The 18,199-nt window shown below is 49.1% G+C and carries 18 protein-coding genes and 2 pseudogenes; 15 read left to right on the forward strand and 5 right to left on the reverse strand.

What is annotated here, in order from left to right; translation table 11 throughout:
• The first annotated feature begins 9 nt into the window (after nucleotides 1-9).
• From GKO28_RS18995 to GKO28_RS02110, 8 genes and pseudogenes are all read left to right on the forward strand, one after another.
• Nucleotides 10-1,179, forward strand: a complete 1,170-nt coding sequence (locus GKO28_RS18995; protein ID WP_247646280.1) for a HAMP domain-containing protein — start codon at nucleotides 10-12, stop codon at nucleotides 1,177-1,179.
• Complete coding sequence (locus GKO28_RS19000) at nucleotides 1,163-2,008, forward strand: ATP-binding protein (RefSeq protein ID WP_247646282.1); 846 nt, start codon at nucleotides 1,163-1,165, stop codon at nucleotides 2,006-2,008. The genes GKO28_RS18995 and GKO28_RS19000 overlap by 17 nt, the downstream gene beginning before the upstream one ends.
• Complete coding sequence (locus GKO28_RS20900) at nucleotides 2,001-3,302, forward strand: sigma-54 dependent transcriptional regulator (protein ID WP_173533631.1); 1,302 nt, start codon at nucleotides 2,001-2,003, stop codon at nucleotides 3,300-3,302. The genes GKO28_RS19000 and GKO28_RS20900 overlap by 8 nt, the downstream gene beginning before the upstream one ends.
• Before the next feature lie 83 nt (nucleotides 3,303-3,385).
• A complete protein-coding gene (locus tag GKO28_RS19020) occupies nucleotides 3,386-4,036 on the forward strand; it encodes an NAD-binding protein (RefSeq protein WP_247646284.1) in 651 nt (216 codons plus the stop codon).
• Between the two features lie 13 nt (nucleotides 4,037-4,049).
• Nucleotides 4,050-4,763 (forward strand): Trk system potassium transporter TrkA, encoded by a 714-nt coding sequence (trkA, locus tag GKO28_RS19025; protein ID WP_247646286.1) that lies wholly within the window; start codon nucleotides 4,050-4,052, stop codon nucleotides 4,761-4,763.
• Nucleotides 4,764-6,234, forward strand: a pseudogene (locus tag GKO28_RS02100) (TrkH family potassium uptake protein).
• Nucleotides 6,235-6,294: 60 nt separating this feature from the next.
• Nucleotides 6,295-6,537 (forward strand): LysE family transporter, encoded by a 243-nt coding sequence (locus GKO28_RS20905; RefSeq protein WP_203563838.1) that lies wholly within the window; start codon nucleotides 6,295-6,297, stop codon nucleotides 6,535-6,537.
• 17 nt (nucleotides 6,538-6,554) lie between these two features.
• Nucleotides 6,555-6,911 carry a LysE family transporter gene (locus GKO28_RS02110; protein ID WP_203563839.1) on the forward strand — a complete coding sequence of 119 codons (357 nt, stop codon included), beginning with the start codon at nucleotides 6,555-6,557 and terminating at the stop codon, nucleotides 6,909-6,911.
• Between the two features lie 178 nt (nucleotides 6,912-7,089).
• Here GKO28_RS02110 and GKO28_RS02115 read toward each other — a convergent pair whose 3' ends face one another.
• Nucleotides 7,090-7,800 (reverse strand): GGDEF domain-containing protein, encoded by a 711-nt coding sequence (locus GKO28_RS02115; protein ID WP_182075193.1) that lies wholly within the window; start codon nucleotides 7,798-7,800, stop codon nucleotides 7,090-7,092.
• Complete coding sequence (locus GKO28_RS02120) at nucleotides 7,781-8,062, reverse strand: hypothetical protein (protein ID WP_182075194.1); 282 nt, start codon at nucleotides 8,060-8,062, stop codon at nucleotides 7,781-7,783. Before GKO28_RS02120 ends, GKO28_RS02115 begins: the two co-directional genes overlap by 20 nt.
• 140 nt (nucleotides 8,063-8,202) lie before the next feature.
• Here GKO28_RS02120 and mpl point away from each other — a divergent pair.
• A pseudogene (gene mpl, locus GKO28_RS02125) lies at nucleotides 8,203-9,580 on the forward strand (UDP-N-acetylmuramate:L-alanyl-gamma-D-glutamyl-meso-diaminopimelate ligase).
• Nucleotides 9,581-9,676: 96 nt separating this feature from the next.
• Here mpl and murB read toward each other — a convergent pair.
• The 3 genes from murB to ppc form a co-directional block, all read right to left on the reverse strand.
• The gene (murB, locus tag GKO28_RS02130; RefSeq protein ID WP_182077375.1) at nucleotides 9,677-10,693 is read right to left on the reverse strand and encodes a UDP-N-acetylmuramate dehydrogenase; all 1,017 of its coding nucleotides are present in this window, start codon (nucleotides 10,691-10,693) and stop codon (nucleotides 9,677-9,679) included.
• Nucleotides 10,694-11,446: 753 nt separating this feature from the next.
• Entirely contained in the window at nucleotides 11,447-11,923 is a 477-nt protein-coding gene (locus tag GKO28_RS02135) for a hypothetical protein (protein WP_182075195.1), read from the reverse strand.
• 28 nt (nucleotides 11,924-11,951) lie between these two features.
• Nucleotides 11,952-14,714 (reverse strand): phosphoenolpyruvate carboxylase, encoded by a 2,763-nt coding sequence (gene ppc, locus GKO28_RS02140; RefSeq protein WP_182075196.1) that lies wholly within the window; start codon nucleotides 14,712-14,714, stop codon nucleotides 11,952-11,954.
• Nucleotides 14,715-14,825: 111 nt separating this feature from the next.
• Between ppc and GKO28_RS02145 the strand changes: the two genes are divergently transcribed.
• The 6 genes from GKO28_RS02145 to GKO28_RS02165 all read left to right on the forward strand — a co-directional run bounded on the left by GKO28_RS02145 (nucleotide 14,826) and on the right by GKO28_RS02165 (nucleotide 18,165).
• Entirely contained in the window at nucleotides 14,826-15,668 is an 843-nt protein-coding gene (locus GKO28_RS02145; protein WP_182075197.1) for a PhzF family phenazine biosynthesis protein, read from the forward strand.
• 61 nt (nucleotides 15,669-15,729) lie between these two features.
• Entirely contained in the window at nucleotides 15,730-16,743 is a 1,014-nt protein-coding gene (locus tag GKO28_RS18835) for a methyl-accepting chemotaxis protein (RefSeq protein ID WP_210768883.1), read from the forward strand.
• The gene (locus GKO28_RS02150; RefSeq protein WP_307838932.1) at nucleotides 16,740-17,351 is read left to right on the forward strand and encodes a methyl-accepting chemotaxis protein; all 612 of its coding nucleotides are present in this window, start codon (nucleotides 16,740-16,742) and stop codon (nucleotides 17,349-17,351) included. The genes GKO28_RS18835 and GKO28_RS02150 overlap by 4 nt, the downstream gene beginning before the upstream one ends.
• Before the next feature lie 125 nt (nucleotides 17,352-17,476).
• Nucleotides 17,477-17,788: a hypothetical protein gene (locus tag GKO28_RS02155; protein ID WP_203563840.1), complete on the forward strand. Its 312-nt coding sequence runs from the start codon at nucleotides 17,477-17,479 to the stop codon at nucleotides 17,786-17,788.
• 4 nt (nucleotides 17,789-17,792) lie between these two features.
• Nucleotides 17,793-18,032: a glycine zipper 2TM domain-containing protein gene (locus tag GKO28_RS02160; protein WP_182075199.1), complete on the forward strand. Its 240-nt coding sequence runs from the start codon at nucleotides 17,793-17,795 to the stop codon at nucleotides 18,030-18,032.
• Nucleotides 18,004-18,165 (forward strand): hypothetical protein, encoded by a 162-nt coding sequence (locus GKO28_RS02165; RefSeq protein ID WP_182075200.1) that lies wholly within the window; start codon nucleotides 18,004-18,006, stop codon nucleotides 18,163-18,165. The genes GKO28_RS02160 and GKO28_RS02165 overlap by 29 nt, the downstream gene beginning before the upstream one ends.
• The last annotated feature ends 34 nt before the right edge of the window (nucleotides 18,166-18,199 follow it).

Genomic DNA, 18,199 nt, shown 5'->3' on the forward strand with positions numbered 1-18,199 from the left:
GCCCTGCTGTTGATCGCACTGGCCGTTTTGGTGGGCTCTCGACTCACCCAATTACTCAAACGAGTAAGAAGCAAAGTTTTTGGTTCTCGGCTCACCATCCGTATGGTGTTGATGTTTTCCTTGGTCGCGGTGCTACCTGGGGCCTTGGTGTATACGCTATCGGTACAATTTTTAAATCGCTCCATCGAAACGTGGTTTGACGTTCGAGTGGATAACGCCCTCGATCGCGGGCTCAATTTGGGCCACAATGCGATTGATTACCAGCTCAATGACTTGCACCGCAAAGCCAGCGTGATCGCGTGGGACATTCACGATAATAGCCTTAGCGCTTTGTTAGAACGGCTGTCCAAATTACGCGATCAAACTGGCGTTCAAGAAATCACGCTGTTTGATAATAATGGCCAAGTGCACGCCCATATTGGTAATGAATACGCCAGCCTGGTGCCTAGCCTACCGGATAGAAAAATCATTACCGAGGCCGAACGAGGCAGTTATAAAGCCATTGAATCCGACCCAGTCAATGGCTTGATGATGCGCGTCATCGTGCAATTACCTGGTAGTGAGTTCTCCAATCGCGTCAAGCTATTGCAATTACTGCAACCGGTGCCCAAGCAATTGGCACAAGACGCCGAATTAGTTGAACAAGTTCGCAGTGAGTACAAGCAGCTCTCACAATCTAGAGAAGGCCTCAAGCTGATTTTTAGCCTCACACTCACCATGGCGCTAACGATGGCGCTACTGGGTGCTTTGGCCTTGGCGATTTACTTATCAGACAAACTTGCCGCACCGTTATCAGTTCTGGCGGCAGGCACCCGAGCGGTGGCCCAAGGCGATTTTACCCAGCAGCATCCCGTGATTAGCCGCGATGAACTCGGGATTTTGACCCACTCGTTTAACCGAATGACCCGCCAGCTCTCTGATGCTCGCGACACGCTAGAACATAATCAAGCCGAACAAGCCGAGGCCAAAGCCTATGTTGAGGCGATTTTGGCTTCCTTATCGGCAGGGGTATTATCGCTAGACGAAGACTGGCACCTCCAATCGGCCAATCACAGTGCTTTGCGAATTTTAGGTCTAGACCCCAGCCGAATCGGCGACTTGCCGCTCTCGAAATGGAATCAAGCCTACCCTAACCTTACCGCGTTTTTTGCCCATACCATTCATGGCTTTTTTATCTGACGATGAAGTTTGGCAGCGCCAAATCGAGCTCGATGCAGAAAAACGCGTGCTGTTGGTGCGTGGTACCCGCTTAACGCAAAAAATCGACGGCAGTGATGATTTGCACGGTTACGTGATGGTGTTTGATGACATTACTGAGCTGCTATCAGCGCAGCGCGATGCGGCATGGGGTGAAGTGGCACGCCGCCTAGCCCACGAGATCAAAAACCCGCTGACGCCGATTCAGCTGTCAGCTGAACGAATGGAAATGAAGCTGGTGGAGAAACTCGACCCAGCTGGCGCTGACTTTTTGCGCCGTAACACGCAAACCATCGTCAAACAAGTCGCCGCGCTCAAACAAATGGTGGATGCCTTCCGGGATTATGCCCGTAAGCCATCCGGCAAAAAACGCCCACTTGATTTGATGCAATTACTTAACGAAGTACTGGTATTGTACGAAGCGTCGCCCATCATGCTCGATTTTAAAGTACACGGGCCCCTGATGATTAATGGCGACCCAACGCATTTGCGGCAAGTCATTCATAACTTGCTACAAAACGCCCAGGATGCAATTACCGATGCTGCAGAGCAAAGGATTTGCCTTCTGGTGGAAAAAGACGAGAAATGGGCACGTCTTTATATTGAAGACAGCGGCAAAGGCTTTCCAGCTGAACTCTTGCCACGTGTTTTTGAGCCCTACGTTACATCAAAGGCCAAAGGTACAGGTCTAGGTTTAGCAATCGTGAAGAAAATTATCGAAGAACATCACGGGCGCGTTCAGGTGGGTAATTCCACCGGTGCATTTGTTAGGATCGAGCTGCCGCTCTGGGAGGAAACAACTAGTGGCTAATCAAGATATTTTAATCGTCGACGACGAAATCGGCATCCGCGAACTTCTATCTGAAATCTTGCTGGATGAAGGGTATAGCGTTGCACTCGCTGAAAATGCAGAGGCTGCACGCAAATACCGTAACCAAGGTGAACCTCGTTTGGTGCTTCTGGACATCTGGATGCCCGACACCGATGGCGTGACACTACTCAAAGAATGGGCGCGTAACGGCCAACTCACCATGCCCGTCGTGATGATGTCAGGCCATGCCACCGTGGATACTGCGGTGGAAGCGACTCGGATTGGGGCGCTTGATTTTCTTGAAAAACCGATCGGCCTGCAAAAGCTACTGGCTACCGTCAAACGCGCTTTTTCGCAACCTGTGAATCAGGTAAAGCCGAATCAGGGTTTGCAGAGCCTCGGTAATAGCCCAGCGATTACCGCGCTGCGCGAGGCGCTTGACCAGGTTGCAAGCCAAACCCTGCCCATCACATTAACCGGCGAACCAGGATCCGGTTTTGAAACGTGTGCACGGCATTTAACCCGCCCGAACACGCCGTTTATTTCGCCGAGCTCTAACGAAGAACTCGCCTTGCCACCGCAAGACTTGCTCAATCGCGCCACAGGCGGCACCATCTTTGTTCGTGACATCGCGTGGCTAGATCGTAAAGCGCAAACCGGCTTACTCAATTTGCTGCCGAAGCTGGATAAATACAAAATCCGCTTAGTCACCGCATCAAGTCGGCCACTCGATCAACTCATTGGTCAGTGCGAACCAGAATTGCTACGCCAACTCACCCAGATTATTCTGGCCGTACCGCCTCTACGCGCCCATGCTGAAGATGTTCCAGCCATGGCCGAAGTCTTATTGGCGCAAACGGTAACCAGCAATAAATTAGGACCACGGCGCTTTTCTAAGTCAGCTTTACAATTACTTAGCCAACAAGATTGGCCAGGTAATATTGATCAGCTGGCCAATGTGGTGAAAAGTCTCGCCCTCACGGGTCGCGATGGTGATATTGATATCTTGCCGGTCAGCCGCCTGCTCACTCAGTTGTCGCCCAACTCGCAAGAGGCCACTTTAGGCGTGACGCAGCAAGCCATGCCACTACCGCAAATTGATCTTGATTTACCATTGCGTGAAGCGCGAGATCAATTTGAGCGGTTTTATTTAGAACGCCAAATTGAATTATCCAACGGCAATATGAGTCGTGTTGCCGAGCGAATCGGCTTAGAGCGCACCCATCTTTACCGGAAACTAAAACAATTGGGTATTCAAATGCCGCGTAAGCAACGCATCGCTGAAGAGCAATAACTCACGATACTGACGCAAAAAATCGGCCATTTTGTGGCCGATTTTTGTTTTTAAGCCGCTAATTCTGACTATGAGGGTTTATTTTGCCCAATATTTTAATTTTAGGTGCCGGACGAGTCGGCTCTTCGGTTGCCGAACAACTGGTGCATGAACGCTACAACGTCACCATCGTGGATAACGATGCCAGCCTACTCAAACCACTGGCTGATCGTCTGGATTTACGCACCTTATTGGGCTCGGCCAATAGCCCCAAAACCCTCATCGCCGCCGGCATCGAAGATACCGATCTACTACTGGCAGTTACGCCTTATGATGAAGTCAATATCGTGGCGTGTAAAATCGCCCACGATTTATTCAATGTCCCGATTCGCTTAGCGCGAATCCGCGAGCAAGACCTACTGAGCTACCCAAGTTTGTTTAACGATAGTGGTTTTGCCGTCAATCACGTCATCACCCCTGCGCAGATTGTCACCGACTATTTAGTCAGCCTGATTGAAACCACTGAAGCCTTGCAAGTTTTAGAATTTGCCGATGGTTTAGCCAAAATGATCGCTGTGCGCGTTGAAGCCGGCTCGCAAATGGATGGGCAAGATTTAGCCTATCTCGCTCGAAAACTCAATCCAACCGAGTGCCGCGTGGTATCGATTTATCGCAGCAATCAACGCTTAAAGCCCAACGGACAAGTGAGCTTAAAATCTGGCGACGAGGTGTTTTTTTCTGGCCGCAAGTCGTGATGTCAGTCGCGTGATGAGTGAGTTTTGTACTCAAATCAAACCCATACGCCGCATTACCATTTGTGGCGGTGGCAATGTCGGCTATCGACTGGCCAAACAGATCGAAAAACGCTATGCCATCAAATTGATCGAAAGTAATCGCGATCGCGCGCAATGGCTGGCTGAACATCTCACTGATTGCTTAATTTTGCACGGCCAAGCCACCGATGAAGACTTACTCGAAAACGAGCAAGTGGATCGCTGCGATTTATTTTTGGCACTCACATCTGACGATGAAGACAATATCATGTCGTCGTTACTCGCCAAGCAAATGGGCGCGCGTCGCGTGGTGTCGATTATCAACCGCTCGCGCTACGTTGATTTATTGCAAGGCGGAAAAATTGATGTTGCGCTCTCGCCAGCGCAAATCACCATAGGCGCACTACTGGCCCATGTTCGACAAGGCGATATTGTCGCGGTGCACAGCCTACGTCGCGGCGAAGCCGAGGCCATTGAACTCATCGCCCATGGCACGCCAGATACATCTAAAGTCATTGGCCGTAAAATCGAAGACATCAAACTGCCGCAAGGCGCTGATTTGGCGGCAGTGATTCGCGATAACACCGTCTTAATGGCGCATCACGACACGGTAATTCTCAATAACGACCATGTGATTTTATTTATTGATAATAAAAGCCATATTCGTGACGTTGAGAAATTGTTTGCGGTTTCATTAGGGTTTTTCTAAATGCAATTGGCACAAAAATTATTACCCACCGTCAATATCGTCGCTCGCGTCTCGATCTTGTTTTCTCTGAGTCTATTGGTGCCGATTGCAATGGCATGGTGGCGGCAAGACGCGGCTTTACTGCCTTTCATCCAAGCGTTGATGGGTTTGCAGCTGTTTAGCATCAGCTTATTTTTACTCACTCGGCATTACCGGCGAGAGCTATTACCGCGCGATGGTTTTATTTTGGCCGTGGGCCTGTGGACGGCGCTACCTGCCGTCGCGGCAGTGCCATTGATGCTATACGACCCGCAAATGTCATTTACCAATGCGTACTTTGAAACAATGTCGGCGCTATCCACTACCGGTGCCACGGTCATGGTGGGGCTTGGACCATTTGCCTCAATCGATTAATTTATGGCGACACTTACTCAATTGGCTAGGGGGTATGGGTATCATTGTGTTGGCTGTTGCGATCTTCCCGCTATTAGGGGTGGGGGGTATGCAATTATTTAAAGCCGAAACTCCTGGCCCAATCAAAGACAGCAAGCTCACACCACGCATTCATGAAACCGCCCGCAATCTGTGGCTGATTTATACGGGTCTCACGGTATTGTGCGCGCTGCTATTGCATTGGGTGGGCGGCATGAGCTGGTTTGATGCGGTGTGTCACGCTTTTGCCGCGCTCAGTCTTGGTGGGTTTTCTACCTACGATGCCAGCGTTGGCTTTTTTAATTCGCCGCTGATTGAAGCGATTTTGATGCTGTTTATGCTGTTAGCAGCCACTAATTTTGCCACGCATTATTTTGCCTTATCCGGTCGCAAGCTCTCGGTGTATTGGCACGACTCTGAATTCAAAGCCATGCTGCTGCTGATTGCATCGAGCATTGCCGGTTTAAGTGGCTTTTTAGTCTGGCAGCAAACCTATCCGGATTTGCTCACGGCATTACGCCATGTTGCCTTTAATTTGATTTCAATTGCCACCGATTGCGGTTTTGCCAGCGTCGATTTTGGTCAATGGCCGATTTTTGCCCCCTTAGTGATGTTGCTACTGTCATCGATTACGGCGTGTGCTGGATCCACCGGCGGCGGCATTAAAATGATTCGTACCATTATCCAAACGCGTGAAGTTGGCCGGCAAATGTCATTGCTGTTGCACCCACAGGGGATTCATCCGTTACGCGTTAACGGCCAAATCATTCCCAATTCGATTTTGGCTTCGGTAATGGGCTTTATCTTTTTATACTTCACCAGCATTGTGGTACTCACTTTTGCCTTACTGGTATCAGGGCTGGATTTTATTTCCAGTTTTAGCGCCATTATTGCCTGTATCAATAATGCCGGCCCAGGACTTGGTGAAGTGGGTCCTGCTAGTAATTATTCAGGCTTAACTGATTTTCAAACTTGGGTGTGTAGCTTTGCAATGCTCTTGGGGCGGCTGGAAATTTTCTCAGTTTTAATCTTATTTACTCGGGCTTTTTGGCGGAGTTAATTCCGCAATCAACGCATTAATGTCTGCAATACGCTTTAACTCGCTACGAAAGAAAAAATAATGGAAACACTCTTTACCGGTATTTTGCTGTCTTTATCACTGTGCTTAGATATAGGCATGGTGAATGTCGCCATGATTGATGTCGCCATGAAGCATGGCCGCCGTGCTGGCTTTATTTTGGGACTGGGTTCTTGTTTTGCCGATTTGTTCTACGCCATTTTAGCGCTGCTTGGCATGCGCTATTTATTGCAGTTTCCTGCCGTGCAATGGGTCACTTGGCTCGGTGGCGGCAGTATATTTTGATTTATCTGGCGTGGAAAATGGCCAAGGAAGCATTACAAGACGCCCAGCGAGCCGAAACCGCCCATCCGCCCCTGCCCCTGCCCCCCAAGCATCATTTATTTGGTCGTGGACTGATGCTGGCTTTGGCCTCACCGACGTCAATTTTATGGTTTGCCGCCGTCGGCGGTGCGCTGATCGCGCAAGCCACCGATGGCTCTTGGTTCAGTAGCGCGGAATTTTTATTGGGCTTTTTTATTGGTGGCGTCGCGTGGAGCCTAGGGATTGTCATGGCCAGCCACCACGGTGGCCAAGTGATGGGTAATCGCTTTAAGCAAGCTTGCCATGCGATTTCAGCACTACTGTATGTGTATTTTTGCTGCGCTTGTACTGCGTAACGGTTATCTGGCCCTCTGGCTGAACTAGGGTCTGTTGACACTGGGTTTGCCAACCGCGTTGGTGCGGATTTGGGCCAGAGGCAAAGCACCAAGCGCACCGCGTAGATTGCCACGCCAGCGCTTTTTAGTAACGCAGCATCAACCCGAGAGCCGCCAAATCCGAAGGGCGAGATCACGCTTAATCGGCGATTTCGGTCTTGCCCCGACCCGATTGCTTGGCGCGGTATAAAGCCTCATCCGCACGCAGCAATAAAGCGCGGCCATTTTCGTCGTCTTTTAACTGCGCAATACCCGCAGAAAAACGCACTTCAATTCTTTGATTGTGGTGAATATACGGTGTTCGGCCAGCCACCAATTTCAGTCGATCAATCACATAACTCGCACCGCGCACATCGGTATCGACCAACAACAGTAAAAACTCTTCGCCACCATAACGCACTAACACATCGGATTCACGCAGCACCGCTTTAGTCAGGTTAGTCACGTGAATTAATACCTGATCACCGACTAAATGCGTAAATCGATCATTAATTAATTTAAAGTCATCCAAGTCAATAATCGCCGCGGTTAAACGGCCATCGATGCGCTGCGCCCGTTTGACTTCACGCAGCAATAAATGATCCAGCCCTTGCCGATTTAAAGCGCCGGTTAAGGCGTCTTGCTCAAGCACTTTGCGATTAAAAGCTAAATCTTCTTCAATATGCCGAATCGAATCGCGAATCGTCTGTAAGTCGCCATGCGATGTTCTCACGGTAGAGTGCACATTATGCGTGGTGCTAATCACCACATTGAGCATGTCTTCTAAGGACGCTTGCGTTTCTTCAATACTGACTTGCTGCGCCACATGCGCTTGGCGAACTTGCTTTAAATCACCGAGTTTTTTGTTCAAAAACCTGGCTAGAATCGGCCAGATTTTCCAATAAACATTCAGTCAGTAAACTCGCCCCGTCCACAGCATCATCGAGCTTATATAACACCTGCCAAGCCACTTGCATCTCACTGGCGGTTTTGCTTTCTGGTGCCTTAATCGTCAAAATGGCGTTATAAAATTGGGTGTAATTTTCAGGCGTTGGCGGCAAAGCGCGCTCAGAAAGCCGCTTAAGTGCAATGCGGGCAATTTCCACCGGATTAACAGGGGTGGACAGAGTCATGGAATTAAAGCCTAATTGTTGGTTTATACTATTGCCCTCGATTGTAAGGACAAGCGCATACTTCGCCAAGTTCATTATTCAAAAACAATCGTTTTCATTTCATTTGATTTAATTTCGCCACGGGCACTACGGTTATTTCCATTATGCATATTCATATTCTTGGTATTTGCGGCACTTTTATGGGTGGCATTGCCGCACTCGCGCGCGCCGCAGGGCATACCGTTACCGGCTGCGATAGCAATGTTTACCCTCCAATGTCGACTCAGCTTGAAGCGCTCGGCATTGAGCTCATCGAAGGCTTTGGCGTAGAGCAACTGGCACTGCAGCCCGATTTATACGTTGTGGGTAATGTGGTTAAACGGGGTATGCCGCTGATGGAGGCTATTTTAGACGCAGGACTCCCTTATACCTCGGGCCCTCAATGGCTAGGCGAGCAAATTTTACAAGGCAAATGGGTATTGGCCATTGCTGGTACGCACGGCAAAACCACCACCACTGGCATGCTGGCGTGGATTTTAGAATACGCTGGCCTGGCCCCCGGATTTTTGATCGGCGGCATCCCAGAGAACTTCGGCATTTCGGCGCGCTTGCCGCAAACGCCACGCCAAGATCCGCACAGCACTTCGCCATTTTTTGTGATTGAGGCCGATGAATACGATACGGCATTTTTTTTTTGATAAACGCAGTAAATTCGTGCATTACCGCCCGCGTACTGCCGTTTTAAATAATTTAGAGTTTGATCACGCTGATATTTTTGCGGATTTAACGGCGATTGAAACCCAATTTCATCACCTCGTTCGCACCGTTCCCGGCCAAGGCCGCGTGATTATGAATGGCAAAGAGGCCAGCTTACAACGCGTACTCGATCGCGGCTGCTGGAGTGAGACCGAGTTTTTTGCTGGCAGCGATCACGGCTGGCAAGTGGGCATGGTCTACCCAGATGGCTTTGACGTCTTACTCGATGGCCAAGCACAAGGTCGCTTGACGTGGGCGCTGATGGGCGAGCACAACGCGCACAACGCCTTAGCGGCGATTGCGGCGGCGCGCCATGTTGGCGTTGCGCCAAGTGTCGCCATTGAAGCGTTGGGGCAATTTGCCAATGTCAAACGGCGTATGGAAGTCAAAGGCTGCGTCAATCAAATCACCGTGTACGATGATTTTGCCCATCACCCAACGGCCATTGCCACCACCATTGCTGGGCTACGCGCTAAAGTCGGCCAAGCACGGATTTTAGCGGTGCTTGAACCACGCTCAAATACGATGAAGCTCGGCACAATGAAAGCGGCCTTACCCGCCAGTTTAGCGGCCGCCGATCAAGTCTTTTGTTATGGCGCCAATTTAGGCTGGGAGCCCAGCGAAGCACTGGCTCAATTGGGCGATAAAGCGCAAAGCTTTAATGACATACCGGCATTAATCCAAGCGATCACGGCATCCGCGCAAGCGGGCGACCATATTTTAGTGATGAGTAATGGCGGCTTTGCGGGCATTCATGACGCTTTACTCAAGGCCTTGGCTTAACAGTAAAGTAGTGACAAGTCCCTCTCGAAATAAAAAGAGCGCGACACCGAGGTATCGCGCTCTAATCAATATTTCATAAAGTCCAGCGGAATATACCTACCATTTAACTGGTTCAGATTCTAAAGCCAATTCAAATAAAGCAGCAATATCAGCCTGTACCGCTTGCTCCAAAGCCAGCACATCAGCGGCGGTTGCACCACCGTGGTTAACCAAAACTAAAGCTTGTTTTTCATACATCCCAACCGGCCCTAAGCGCCGCCCTTTCCAACCAGCTTGTTCAATCAACCAACCTGCGGCCAACTTATACTGACCATCGGCCAAGGCATAAGCCACCAATTGCGGATAGCGCGCCTGCAATTTTTGATAATGCGCGGCACTCACGATGGGATTTTTAAAATAACTGCCAGCATTGCCAATCACAGCAGGATCGGGCAGTTTCGCTTGTCGAACTTGGCAAATAGCTTGTGAAACGGCGCTTGGCGTTGCCGACAATTGCATCACCTGTAAAGCATTCGCAATATCACCATAATTGGTTTTGGTTTGATGATTTTTTGGTAAGCGAAAAACCACTTCACAAATCAGCCAAGGCGTTGTTGATTGCTTAAAAAAGCTATCGCGGTAAGCAAACTGACACTGGGCAGCGCTAAATTGTTGCATCTGGCCACTGCTTAAATCAATAGCGGTCAAATGATCCAAGGTATCTTTCAGCTCAACGCCGTAAGCGCCAATATTTTGTACCGGTGCTGCGCCGACGGTCCCCGGAATTAAAGACAGGTTTTCCAGCCCACCCCAGCCCTGCGCCAAGGTCCATTGCACAAAAGGATGCCACAGCTCACCCGCTGCCGCTGCGACGTACCACGCCTCATTATCCTCGCGTAAGAGTCGCTTGCCTTTAAGCTCGACATGAACGACCACGCTATCGAGCGACTCGGACAACACCAAGTTACTGCCGCCGCCTAGAATCAACCATGGCAGCGCATTTAGCTCAGGATCAAGTCGCCACTTTTCGAGTTGCTCGATCGACTGTAGGTGTAAAATTCGGGATGCATAGGCGGTCAAACCCAAGGTATTCATTGCGCTTAAATTCGCGCGCGGGCTTAATGAAGCAGACATAATCATCACAACAAAGCAAAAGGCGATTATCCACCACTTTGCGTGCGGGATAAATAAAAAACCCCTCCACACGTGGAAGGGTTGATTGGCAATCAAGCACTAAGTCAGCAACACAAACCCCGATTGAGTTCAGTCCCCCCTTTGCCATGACTTCATCTCTATAGCTTAAGTCATCAATGCCGCTCAAGCTTTTTATTCCTAACAATATTAGTCTCCATCCTCATTATTTTTGGCATTACCCGCGCAATCGAACTGGTCTTGCCTCAACCTTAAAAATGAAAGATTAATGTAATATTAATTCATTTTTAATGATTGTATCGCGTCGAAATTATATTTTTGATCACGATAAAGTCTATTTAGTAGCAAAGCATTTTTTCTGTCAAGCGCCTCAACCATGAAATAAACCAATTTGAAAACATGCTCAACAATCAAGCAGCGGCACTACTACCGAATAGCGCCAAAACATCACTATTGCGTCGCAACATAAAACAAATAAACTGTGCTTATCCCTAGGTATTTAGCTTTAAATTAAATATTGCACCGCAACATAAACAAATCATGATGTAGTCAAAACTGCAATTAATCAATTTATAAGTATCAAAAAGAGATGGCGTATTTCCGACACTTTTAGAAATAGCCAGAACCGCCATTTATACCGGCCGCTGTAATATTAATATTTTATTACAAAAAAATAACAAACGCGTAATACAACAAACCTAGATTGAACTTTTAAATGACTAAAAAGTGGTATTGCTACGGTCGGTTACCCAAATTCCAGCGCGCACAATACCATTTGGTTTGCTCTGCCGAGGTTGGCACCAAGACACTACCAAATTGCGATAAAAATCGCGGATATGGCCCCGCCAACTCGACAAAACGCACTCCGAGTCGCTCTTCGATATTTTTTCTGACCGTGGCCACCGGTGAATTAATCAATACGCCAACCATCAATGCGCCAGATTCTGGGGTATTCACAAAGATTTCTTGGGCGGTGTTACCCGCTAATTGCGCATTTTTACCGGCATACCACTGCGCCTCACCCCACACTCGAATCGGAGCGTCTAAATGCAATTGAAAGTAGCTATGCCACCACTGCGTTGACCATTCACTGCGACAGGCCAAAGCGGCTTCAACCTTATCGCTAAAGTGACTGGGTAAGGCCCACGTTGGCGCAGAATGCAAAAACGCCACCATACAGCCACAAGCAAACAATCGTTTTACTGGGCGCATGATGGCGTTTCCTTGTTATTGCGAGTAATTAGCCGCTATTACGTAAACCGGCTGAAACCCCATTGATGGTCAAATGCACCGCATGGCGTAACTCTTCCGAATCATCGCCGCTACGGATTCGCTTGAGTAATTCAACTTGCAAGTGATTGAGTGGGTCCAAATACGGCAAACGATTGTCCAGACTACGCGCCAACATTGGATTGTCTCCCAATAATTGATCATGCTCGGTAATCACCAACACGGCATCCACTGAGCGTTGCCATTCGGCTTTAATCCGACCAAAAATACGTTTGGCAATCGCTTGATCCTGCACTAATTCAGAATAGCGTTCGGCAATGGCAATATCCGACTTAGCCAATACCATTTCCATATTTGAAATCGTCACTTGCAAGAATGGCCAAGTTTTATACAGCTCACGCAATAAGGCTAAACCTTCTTCCCCAGTCTCATCGAGATACTCAGCCACGGCAGTACCAAAGCCATACCAACCTGGCAGCATTAAGCGGCATTGTGACCAAGAGAACACCCAAGGAATTGCACGTAAATCACCAATACTAGTGGTATTGCGACGCGCTGCTGGACGTGAACCAATATTCAAATTCGGAATTTCGGTAATCGGCGTAGCTTCTAAGAAATAAGTAATAAAGTCAGGCGTTGCGTAGACTAAATCACGATAGAACTGATACGCACGGCTCGACAAACGCTCCATCAACACACGACGTGCCAAGACATCATCGGTTTGCTCGATCAAAGGCTGAAAGCTGGCGTCCAAAGTAGCGGCAACCAAGATCTCCAAATTACGTCGACCCACTTCACGGTCGGCATATTTGGCGGTAATCACTTCACCTTGCTCAGTAATGCGGATTTGTCCATTCACTGAACCGGCCGGCTGCGCCAAAATCGCATCGTAAGCAGGTCCACCACCACGGCCAACCGTACCACCACGACCATGGAATAAACGCAGCGTAACACCAGCAGCAGAAAACACTTCGACCAAGTTAAGCTCGGCTTTATAGAGTTCCCAATTAGACGTGAGGTAGCCGCCTTCTTTATTCGAGTCAGAATAACCCAGCATCACTTCTTGCACTTGATTACGGCAATTGAGCAGCAAACGCCATTGTGGCAAGGCAAATAACTCACCCATGATTTTGCCGCTATCGCGCAAATCTGGGGTGGTTTCAAACAATGGAATGATATTGACTTTACTGCGAACTTGCGGCGCCAATGACACCAAGCCGACGTCATTGAGTAATACCGCCACTTCCAACATATCCGAAACGGATTCACAGTTAGAAATAATATAATTCGGTAATACCGCCTCACCATAGCGCGCTTGTAATTCAGCGGCAGCGAGCAAGATATCTAATTCTTGCTGCACTTCAGGGCTATAGGTCACATCGTATGGACAAATTAAAGGCCGTGGGCTTGAAAGCTCACGCAGCAGTACCGTACGGCGAGATTGCTCATTGAGCTTGCTGTATTCTTCTAAGCCGGCTTGCTGAAACAGCTCACCAATCATTTTTTCATGAATGGCCGAATTCTGACGCATATCGACTGGCGCTAAGAAAAAGCCAAATACCGATACGGCTCGCTGCAAACGGCGCAAACGGCCATTGGCTAATTTCACCGCACCATGGGCTTTTAATGAGCGCTCAATCGTTGCTAAATCCGCCGATAATTCTTCAACATTTTTATAGGGTGCAGCCCGTGCCACATCGTGTAATTCATGATGAAACGTGCCAATTTCAAGCGCGGTAGCAAAAATACGCGATGCAATCGCCGACACGGCAAGACGATAAGGCTCGCCAATTTTGCGATTTTTATCATCAACGGCGCTTTCAGCCAATTCCGACAAAGCTTGATCAACGGCCACTAAGCGCGTCGACATCGACAACTCGCCTTCCAGCTTCAAGCATTGTTGGTAGTAATGATCTAAAGCCACGCCAGCTTGACGAGAAACGGCATAACGCATCACATCCGCCGTGACATTGGGATTGCCATCGCGATCACCACCAATCCAGCTACCGACTTGAATAAAGTTAGGCAACTGAATGGCTTCACCACTCATATCAGAAAACTTGTCTTCTAAATCTTGGTAAAGGCGTGGGATTTCATGCAAGAAGGTATTACGGAAAAAGGTCGAGCCATTTTCAATTTCATCTTGCACGGTTAGTTTTACCGTGCGCACTTCGCGGGTTTGCCACAAAGTCAGCATAACCCGTTCCATCGCCTCTTGGTTGTCGCGAACTTCTTCTGGCGTCATCTGGCTACGATCGCGCTCTGTCAGTAAGGCGGCGAGCGCATTATGACAATTGAGGATGGTTTTGCGCTTCACTTCTGTCGGATGCGCTGTCATCACCGGGGCTATCAGTGTATCCGCCAATAACGCTAACATTTCAGATGGCTTAACGTTACGTTCTAATAGATCATCAATCACCGCAGCAATACTGCCTCGTTGTGGTTTTGAACCGGCAATTTTATGTGCGCGGCGGCGGCGATTATGGTGCAAATCCTCTGCTATATTTGATAAATGCGAGAAGTAACTAAATGCACGCACCAAGGCCATGGTGGTTGGCATATCCAATATCGACAAGGAGCGCGCCAATGCTTTACCCGCATCAGGTTCGTGCCCTTGCACGTAGCGGAAAGCAAGTTGACGAATGGCTTCAATTTGTTCAGCAGTTGCAGCACCAGCCTGTTCACGAATCGTGTCAGACAACAAGGCAGCAAGCAGATCAAGATCTCGCTTTAAGGGTTGGTCTTTCTCAGCAATAGGTAAGTTCACAGGCATGGCAGTCCAACTTTTTGGAAATTCAAGACAATATTTTTTCTATCTTACCAAAAAATACCAATTTTTGCGTCACTAAGTGTCAGCAAGCAATTCTTTCAAGGTGATCGCCGCATGCCACAATATTCCTTTCACATGCTGAATGTTTTTGCCGAAAAGCCCTTAGCTGGCGATCCATTCGTGGTTTTTGTGGTCGATGACTTCCCAGAGACTGAAATCTGCCAAGCCCTCGCCTACCAAATGGGCGGCACCGAAGTGGCTTTTTTTAGTCCAAATAGCAAACAACTGCAATGCTTTACGCCGCAATACGCATTGCCATTTTCGGGCCGGGCTTTAATTGGTGCCACTGCGGTTGCTCGGCATTTAGATCCTGAGTTTAAGTCGCTCTTCATCACACACAATGCACGGCAATTTAAGGTGGGGTATAGCCATGAAGAATATGATTTCATTAGCTCACCAAGCAGTACCCGCCCTTATGACCAAAGTCCACTGGCCTTAGCCCAAGCGCTCAATATTAGCGTGCATGATTTAGTTTTGCCGATTTTATGGGTCGATAATGGAATCGAACAGCTCATGATTCAAACGCATTCACGGCAAAGTGTTTTACAGGCCAAGCCCCACCCCGCTTTACTGGCGCAAATTCTCAATAGTCCCAACGCCATGGCACAAGTCACCATCTGGCGGCGTGATGCTGAGCTATTTACCGTGCGCTGCTTTAGCTCAGATGCTTTTGGTGTCGAAGAAGATTTTGCATCGGGCACGGCAGCGGTCAATCTGGGCAGCTACTTACTGGCTACCGGCGCCAAGACACCATTGCAATTTAGAATTGAGCAAGGCCACACCATCCAAAAGCTGATTAGCCGACTTTGTGTGATCAATATCAAAGTTAATCCACTACTACAGATTTACTGCACAGGTAAAGTGAACTATTTAGGAAACGGTATTATTAATCTCTAATATCCAAGGCATAATAGCGCCCATACACCGTCTTTGTTACAAATGGTATGGGACCTTCACGATGACACTTAAATTTAAAGCATGGGCCTTATCCATTGCCGTTCTCGTCGCCTTAATTGGCGTCATGTTAGTTGGCTTAATCACCATGCGTGATATGAGTGCAAGCGACAATCAAGCACGTATTGAACAACTCCTTAAAAGCACCTACCTGACGATTACTCAGCTAGAAAACTTAGCCGCCAGCGGTCAACTGACTGAAACACAAGCCAAAGCCATCGCAACGCAAATTTTGCGCGAAAACAAATATCACAAATCGGAATACGTTTACGTTACCGACGAAAAACTCAACTTTATTGCGACGCCACTTGATCCACAATTGCACGGCACGAGCTTTAATGAATTTAAAGACGCCAAAGGCGGCAGCGTTGGTGCTATTGCGCTGGCAGCTCTGAATCAATCGGGCGGCGCACTCACCGCGTATCCGTGGACCTCCAAGCGTGATGGTGAAGTCGTCGAGCTACTGTCTGTGGCACAAAAAACACCACACTGGGGTTGGATTGTCGGCAATGGTGTCAGCTCAGCCGAAGCGCACACTCGCTTTTGGAGCAATGCGCGCTGGCAAGTTTGGATCTGCCTAGTGGTGGCTGGCATTGTTGGTTTTCTGATGCTCACCACTGTGCGCCGTATTTTAAATGACTTAGGTGGCGAGCCCGCTGAGGTATTAAAATTGGTGCAAAGCGTTGCCGATGGCAATTTACAAAACCACCACGAAGCCGACAATTCCTCCCCGCATAGTATTTTTGCCTCGGTCATCCGCATGCGCGAATCATTGCGCACCGTGATGTCGCAGCTATCACAAGCGGTCTCTACCTTACATCACACCAGTGAAGACATCGTGGCACGCGCCCAAGACAGCAATCGATTAATCGAAGCGCAAGGGCATGCGGCCAGCCGCATCGCGCACACACCGCCGAGCAATTTGCGGCGCAAACTCGCTCAGCTGAACAGCAAGCCAATACGGCCCGCCAACAAAGCGAATCAGCCACGGCCATTTCGGCACAGGGTCTCACGGTGATTTCATCGGCTGTCACGCGCTTTGCCGATATTGAACAAGCGGTTGGCGACACCCAAAGCAGTATTGATGATTTAGCGCAGCGCGTTGGCAGCATTTCCGCCGTCATTGCCGTCATTCGCGATGTTGCCGACCAAACCAATCTACTGGCTCTAAATGCAGCCATTGAAGCGGCGCGCGCTGGCGATATGGGGCGTGGCTTTGCTGTCGTCGCCGATGAAGTACGTAAACTCGCCGAACGAACTAGTTCAGCAACGCAAGAAATTGGCCTCACCATTACCGCAGTTCAAGGCAGTGGTCAGAATGCCAAAACCCGGATGGATGAGATGTTTATCCAGCTTAAAGAAGGGATACGCCAAGCCAAAGAAGGCGGTGAAGCGGTCAAAGCCATTCGCCAAGAGACCGAAGCCACCGCAATGGTGGTGGGCGCGATCGGCAATGCGCTCGCCGAACAAGTGCATGCCAGTATGGCGATCCGTAATGATGTCGATGAAGTGGCCCAATCTTCAAACGGCACCATGTCGGCAGCCCAAGGCACAGTTGGCGCAGCACAATCGATTAAAGTCGTATCAGAGCAACTGGCGACCTTAGTGCATAAATTCCGGCTATAACACCCTCCTCGTCAGACCAAAGCTCGTCGTTATTCACGACGGGCTTTTTTTTATAACTGTGCACCGCGTCATAGCTTGCTTTATGAAAACAGCGCAAAATCAATGGATTCCAAGCAGGAGCATTCATGATGAGCACGACGACCTCAAGCCCCCATCCTCTGATTTTAGCGGCAGCGGCGTCTGTCATTTTGGCGTCCGGTGTCGGCATCGCCCATTGGCTGGGCTATGTCGGTAATACGCCTCAGCCTAGCGCCAGTGCCCCCGCGCTGATTGCCAGCAGCACAGCAACCGCGAGCCCAACACCTACGCCGACAGCAACGCCAACCCTCACAACAAGTCCGAGTCCTAGCCCAACGCAGGCCCCAACCGCGGCACCGACGCCCAGCAAAAAACCAAAAATATCACCCGAAACCAACGCCAGTACCCGTTGCACCTGAGCTGGTGTGGACTAAAGTCCCAGCAAGCAATAGCCCGGTTAGCTGCCCCAACTGCGGACAAATTACCCATATTGAAACCATTCAAACCGATGGTGAGGGCTCTGCCGCGGGTGTAATACTCGGCGGCGCTGCGGGTGGCGTGATCGGCAATCAAATCGGCAAAGGCCACGGTAAAACCGCCGCCCGAATTTTAGGCGCGATCGGTGGAGCACTGATTGGCAATCAAGTCGAAAAAACGCGTTAATACACAAACCCATTATGAAGTCACCGCACAATTTGCCGATGGCAGCACCCGCACCATTCAATACCCAGAAATGCCAACATTACTCGTTGGCCAGCAGGTTAAATTAATCAATGGTGAGTTAGTTGCATACTAAAACATCGCAGCAATCGAGGGATTAAGCGAAAAAA

The organism is Deefgea sp. CFH1-16, from assembly GCF_016881365.1.
GTDB lineage: Bacteria > Pseudomonadota > Gammaproteobacteria > Burkholderiales > Chitinibacteraceae > Deefgea.

Excerpts from the sequence above, each read along its gene's own strand:
- GKO28_RS19000 (WP_247646282.1), top strand. The coding sequence starts at position 1,163 with ATGGCTTTTTTATCTGACGATGAAGTTTGGCAGCGCCAAATCGAGCTC.
- GKO28_RS02135 (WP_182075195.1), bottom strand. The coding sequence starts at position 11,923 with ATGCGCCCAGTAAAACGATTGTTTGCTTGTGGCTGTATGGTGGCGTTT.
- trkA (WP_247646286.1), top strand. The coding sequence starts at position 4,050 with ATGAGTGAGTTTTGTACTCAAATCAAACCCATACGCCGCATTACCATT.
- murB (WP_182077375.1), bottom strand. The coding sequence starts at position 10,693 with ATGTCTGCTTCATTAAGCCCGCGCGCGAATTTAAGCGCAATGAATACC.
- GKO28_RS02155 (WP_203563840.1), top strand. The coding sequence starts at position 17,477 with ATGATGAGCACGACGACCTCAAGCCCCCATCCTCTGATTTTAGCGGCA.
- GKO28_RS20905 (WP_203563838.1), top strand. The coding sequence starts at position 6,295 with ATGGAAACACTCTTTACCGGTATTTTGCTGTCTTTATCACTGTGCTTA.
- ppc (WP_182075196.1), bottom strand. The coding sequence starts at position 14,714 with ATGCCTGTGAACTTACCTATTGCTGAGAAAGACCAACCCTTAAAGCGA.
- GKO28_RS02110 (WP_203563839.1), top strand. The coding sequence starts at position 6,555 with ATGGCCAAGGAAGCATTACAAGACGCCCAGCGAGCCGAAACCGCCCAT.
- GKO28_RS18835 (WP_210768883.1), top strand. The coding sequence starts at position 15,730 with ATGACACTTAAATTTAAAGCATGGGCCTTATCCATTGCCGTTCTCGTC.
- GKO28_RS02120 (WP_182075194.1), bottom strand. The coding sequence starts at position 8,062 with ATGACTCTGTCCACCCCTGTTAATCCGGTGGAAATTGCCCGCATTGCA.
- GKO28_RS02145 (WP_182075197.1), top strand. The coding sequence starts at position 14,826 with ATGCCACAATATTCCTTTCACATGCTGAATGTTTTTGCCGAAAAGCCC.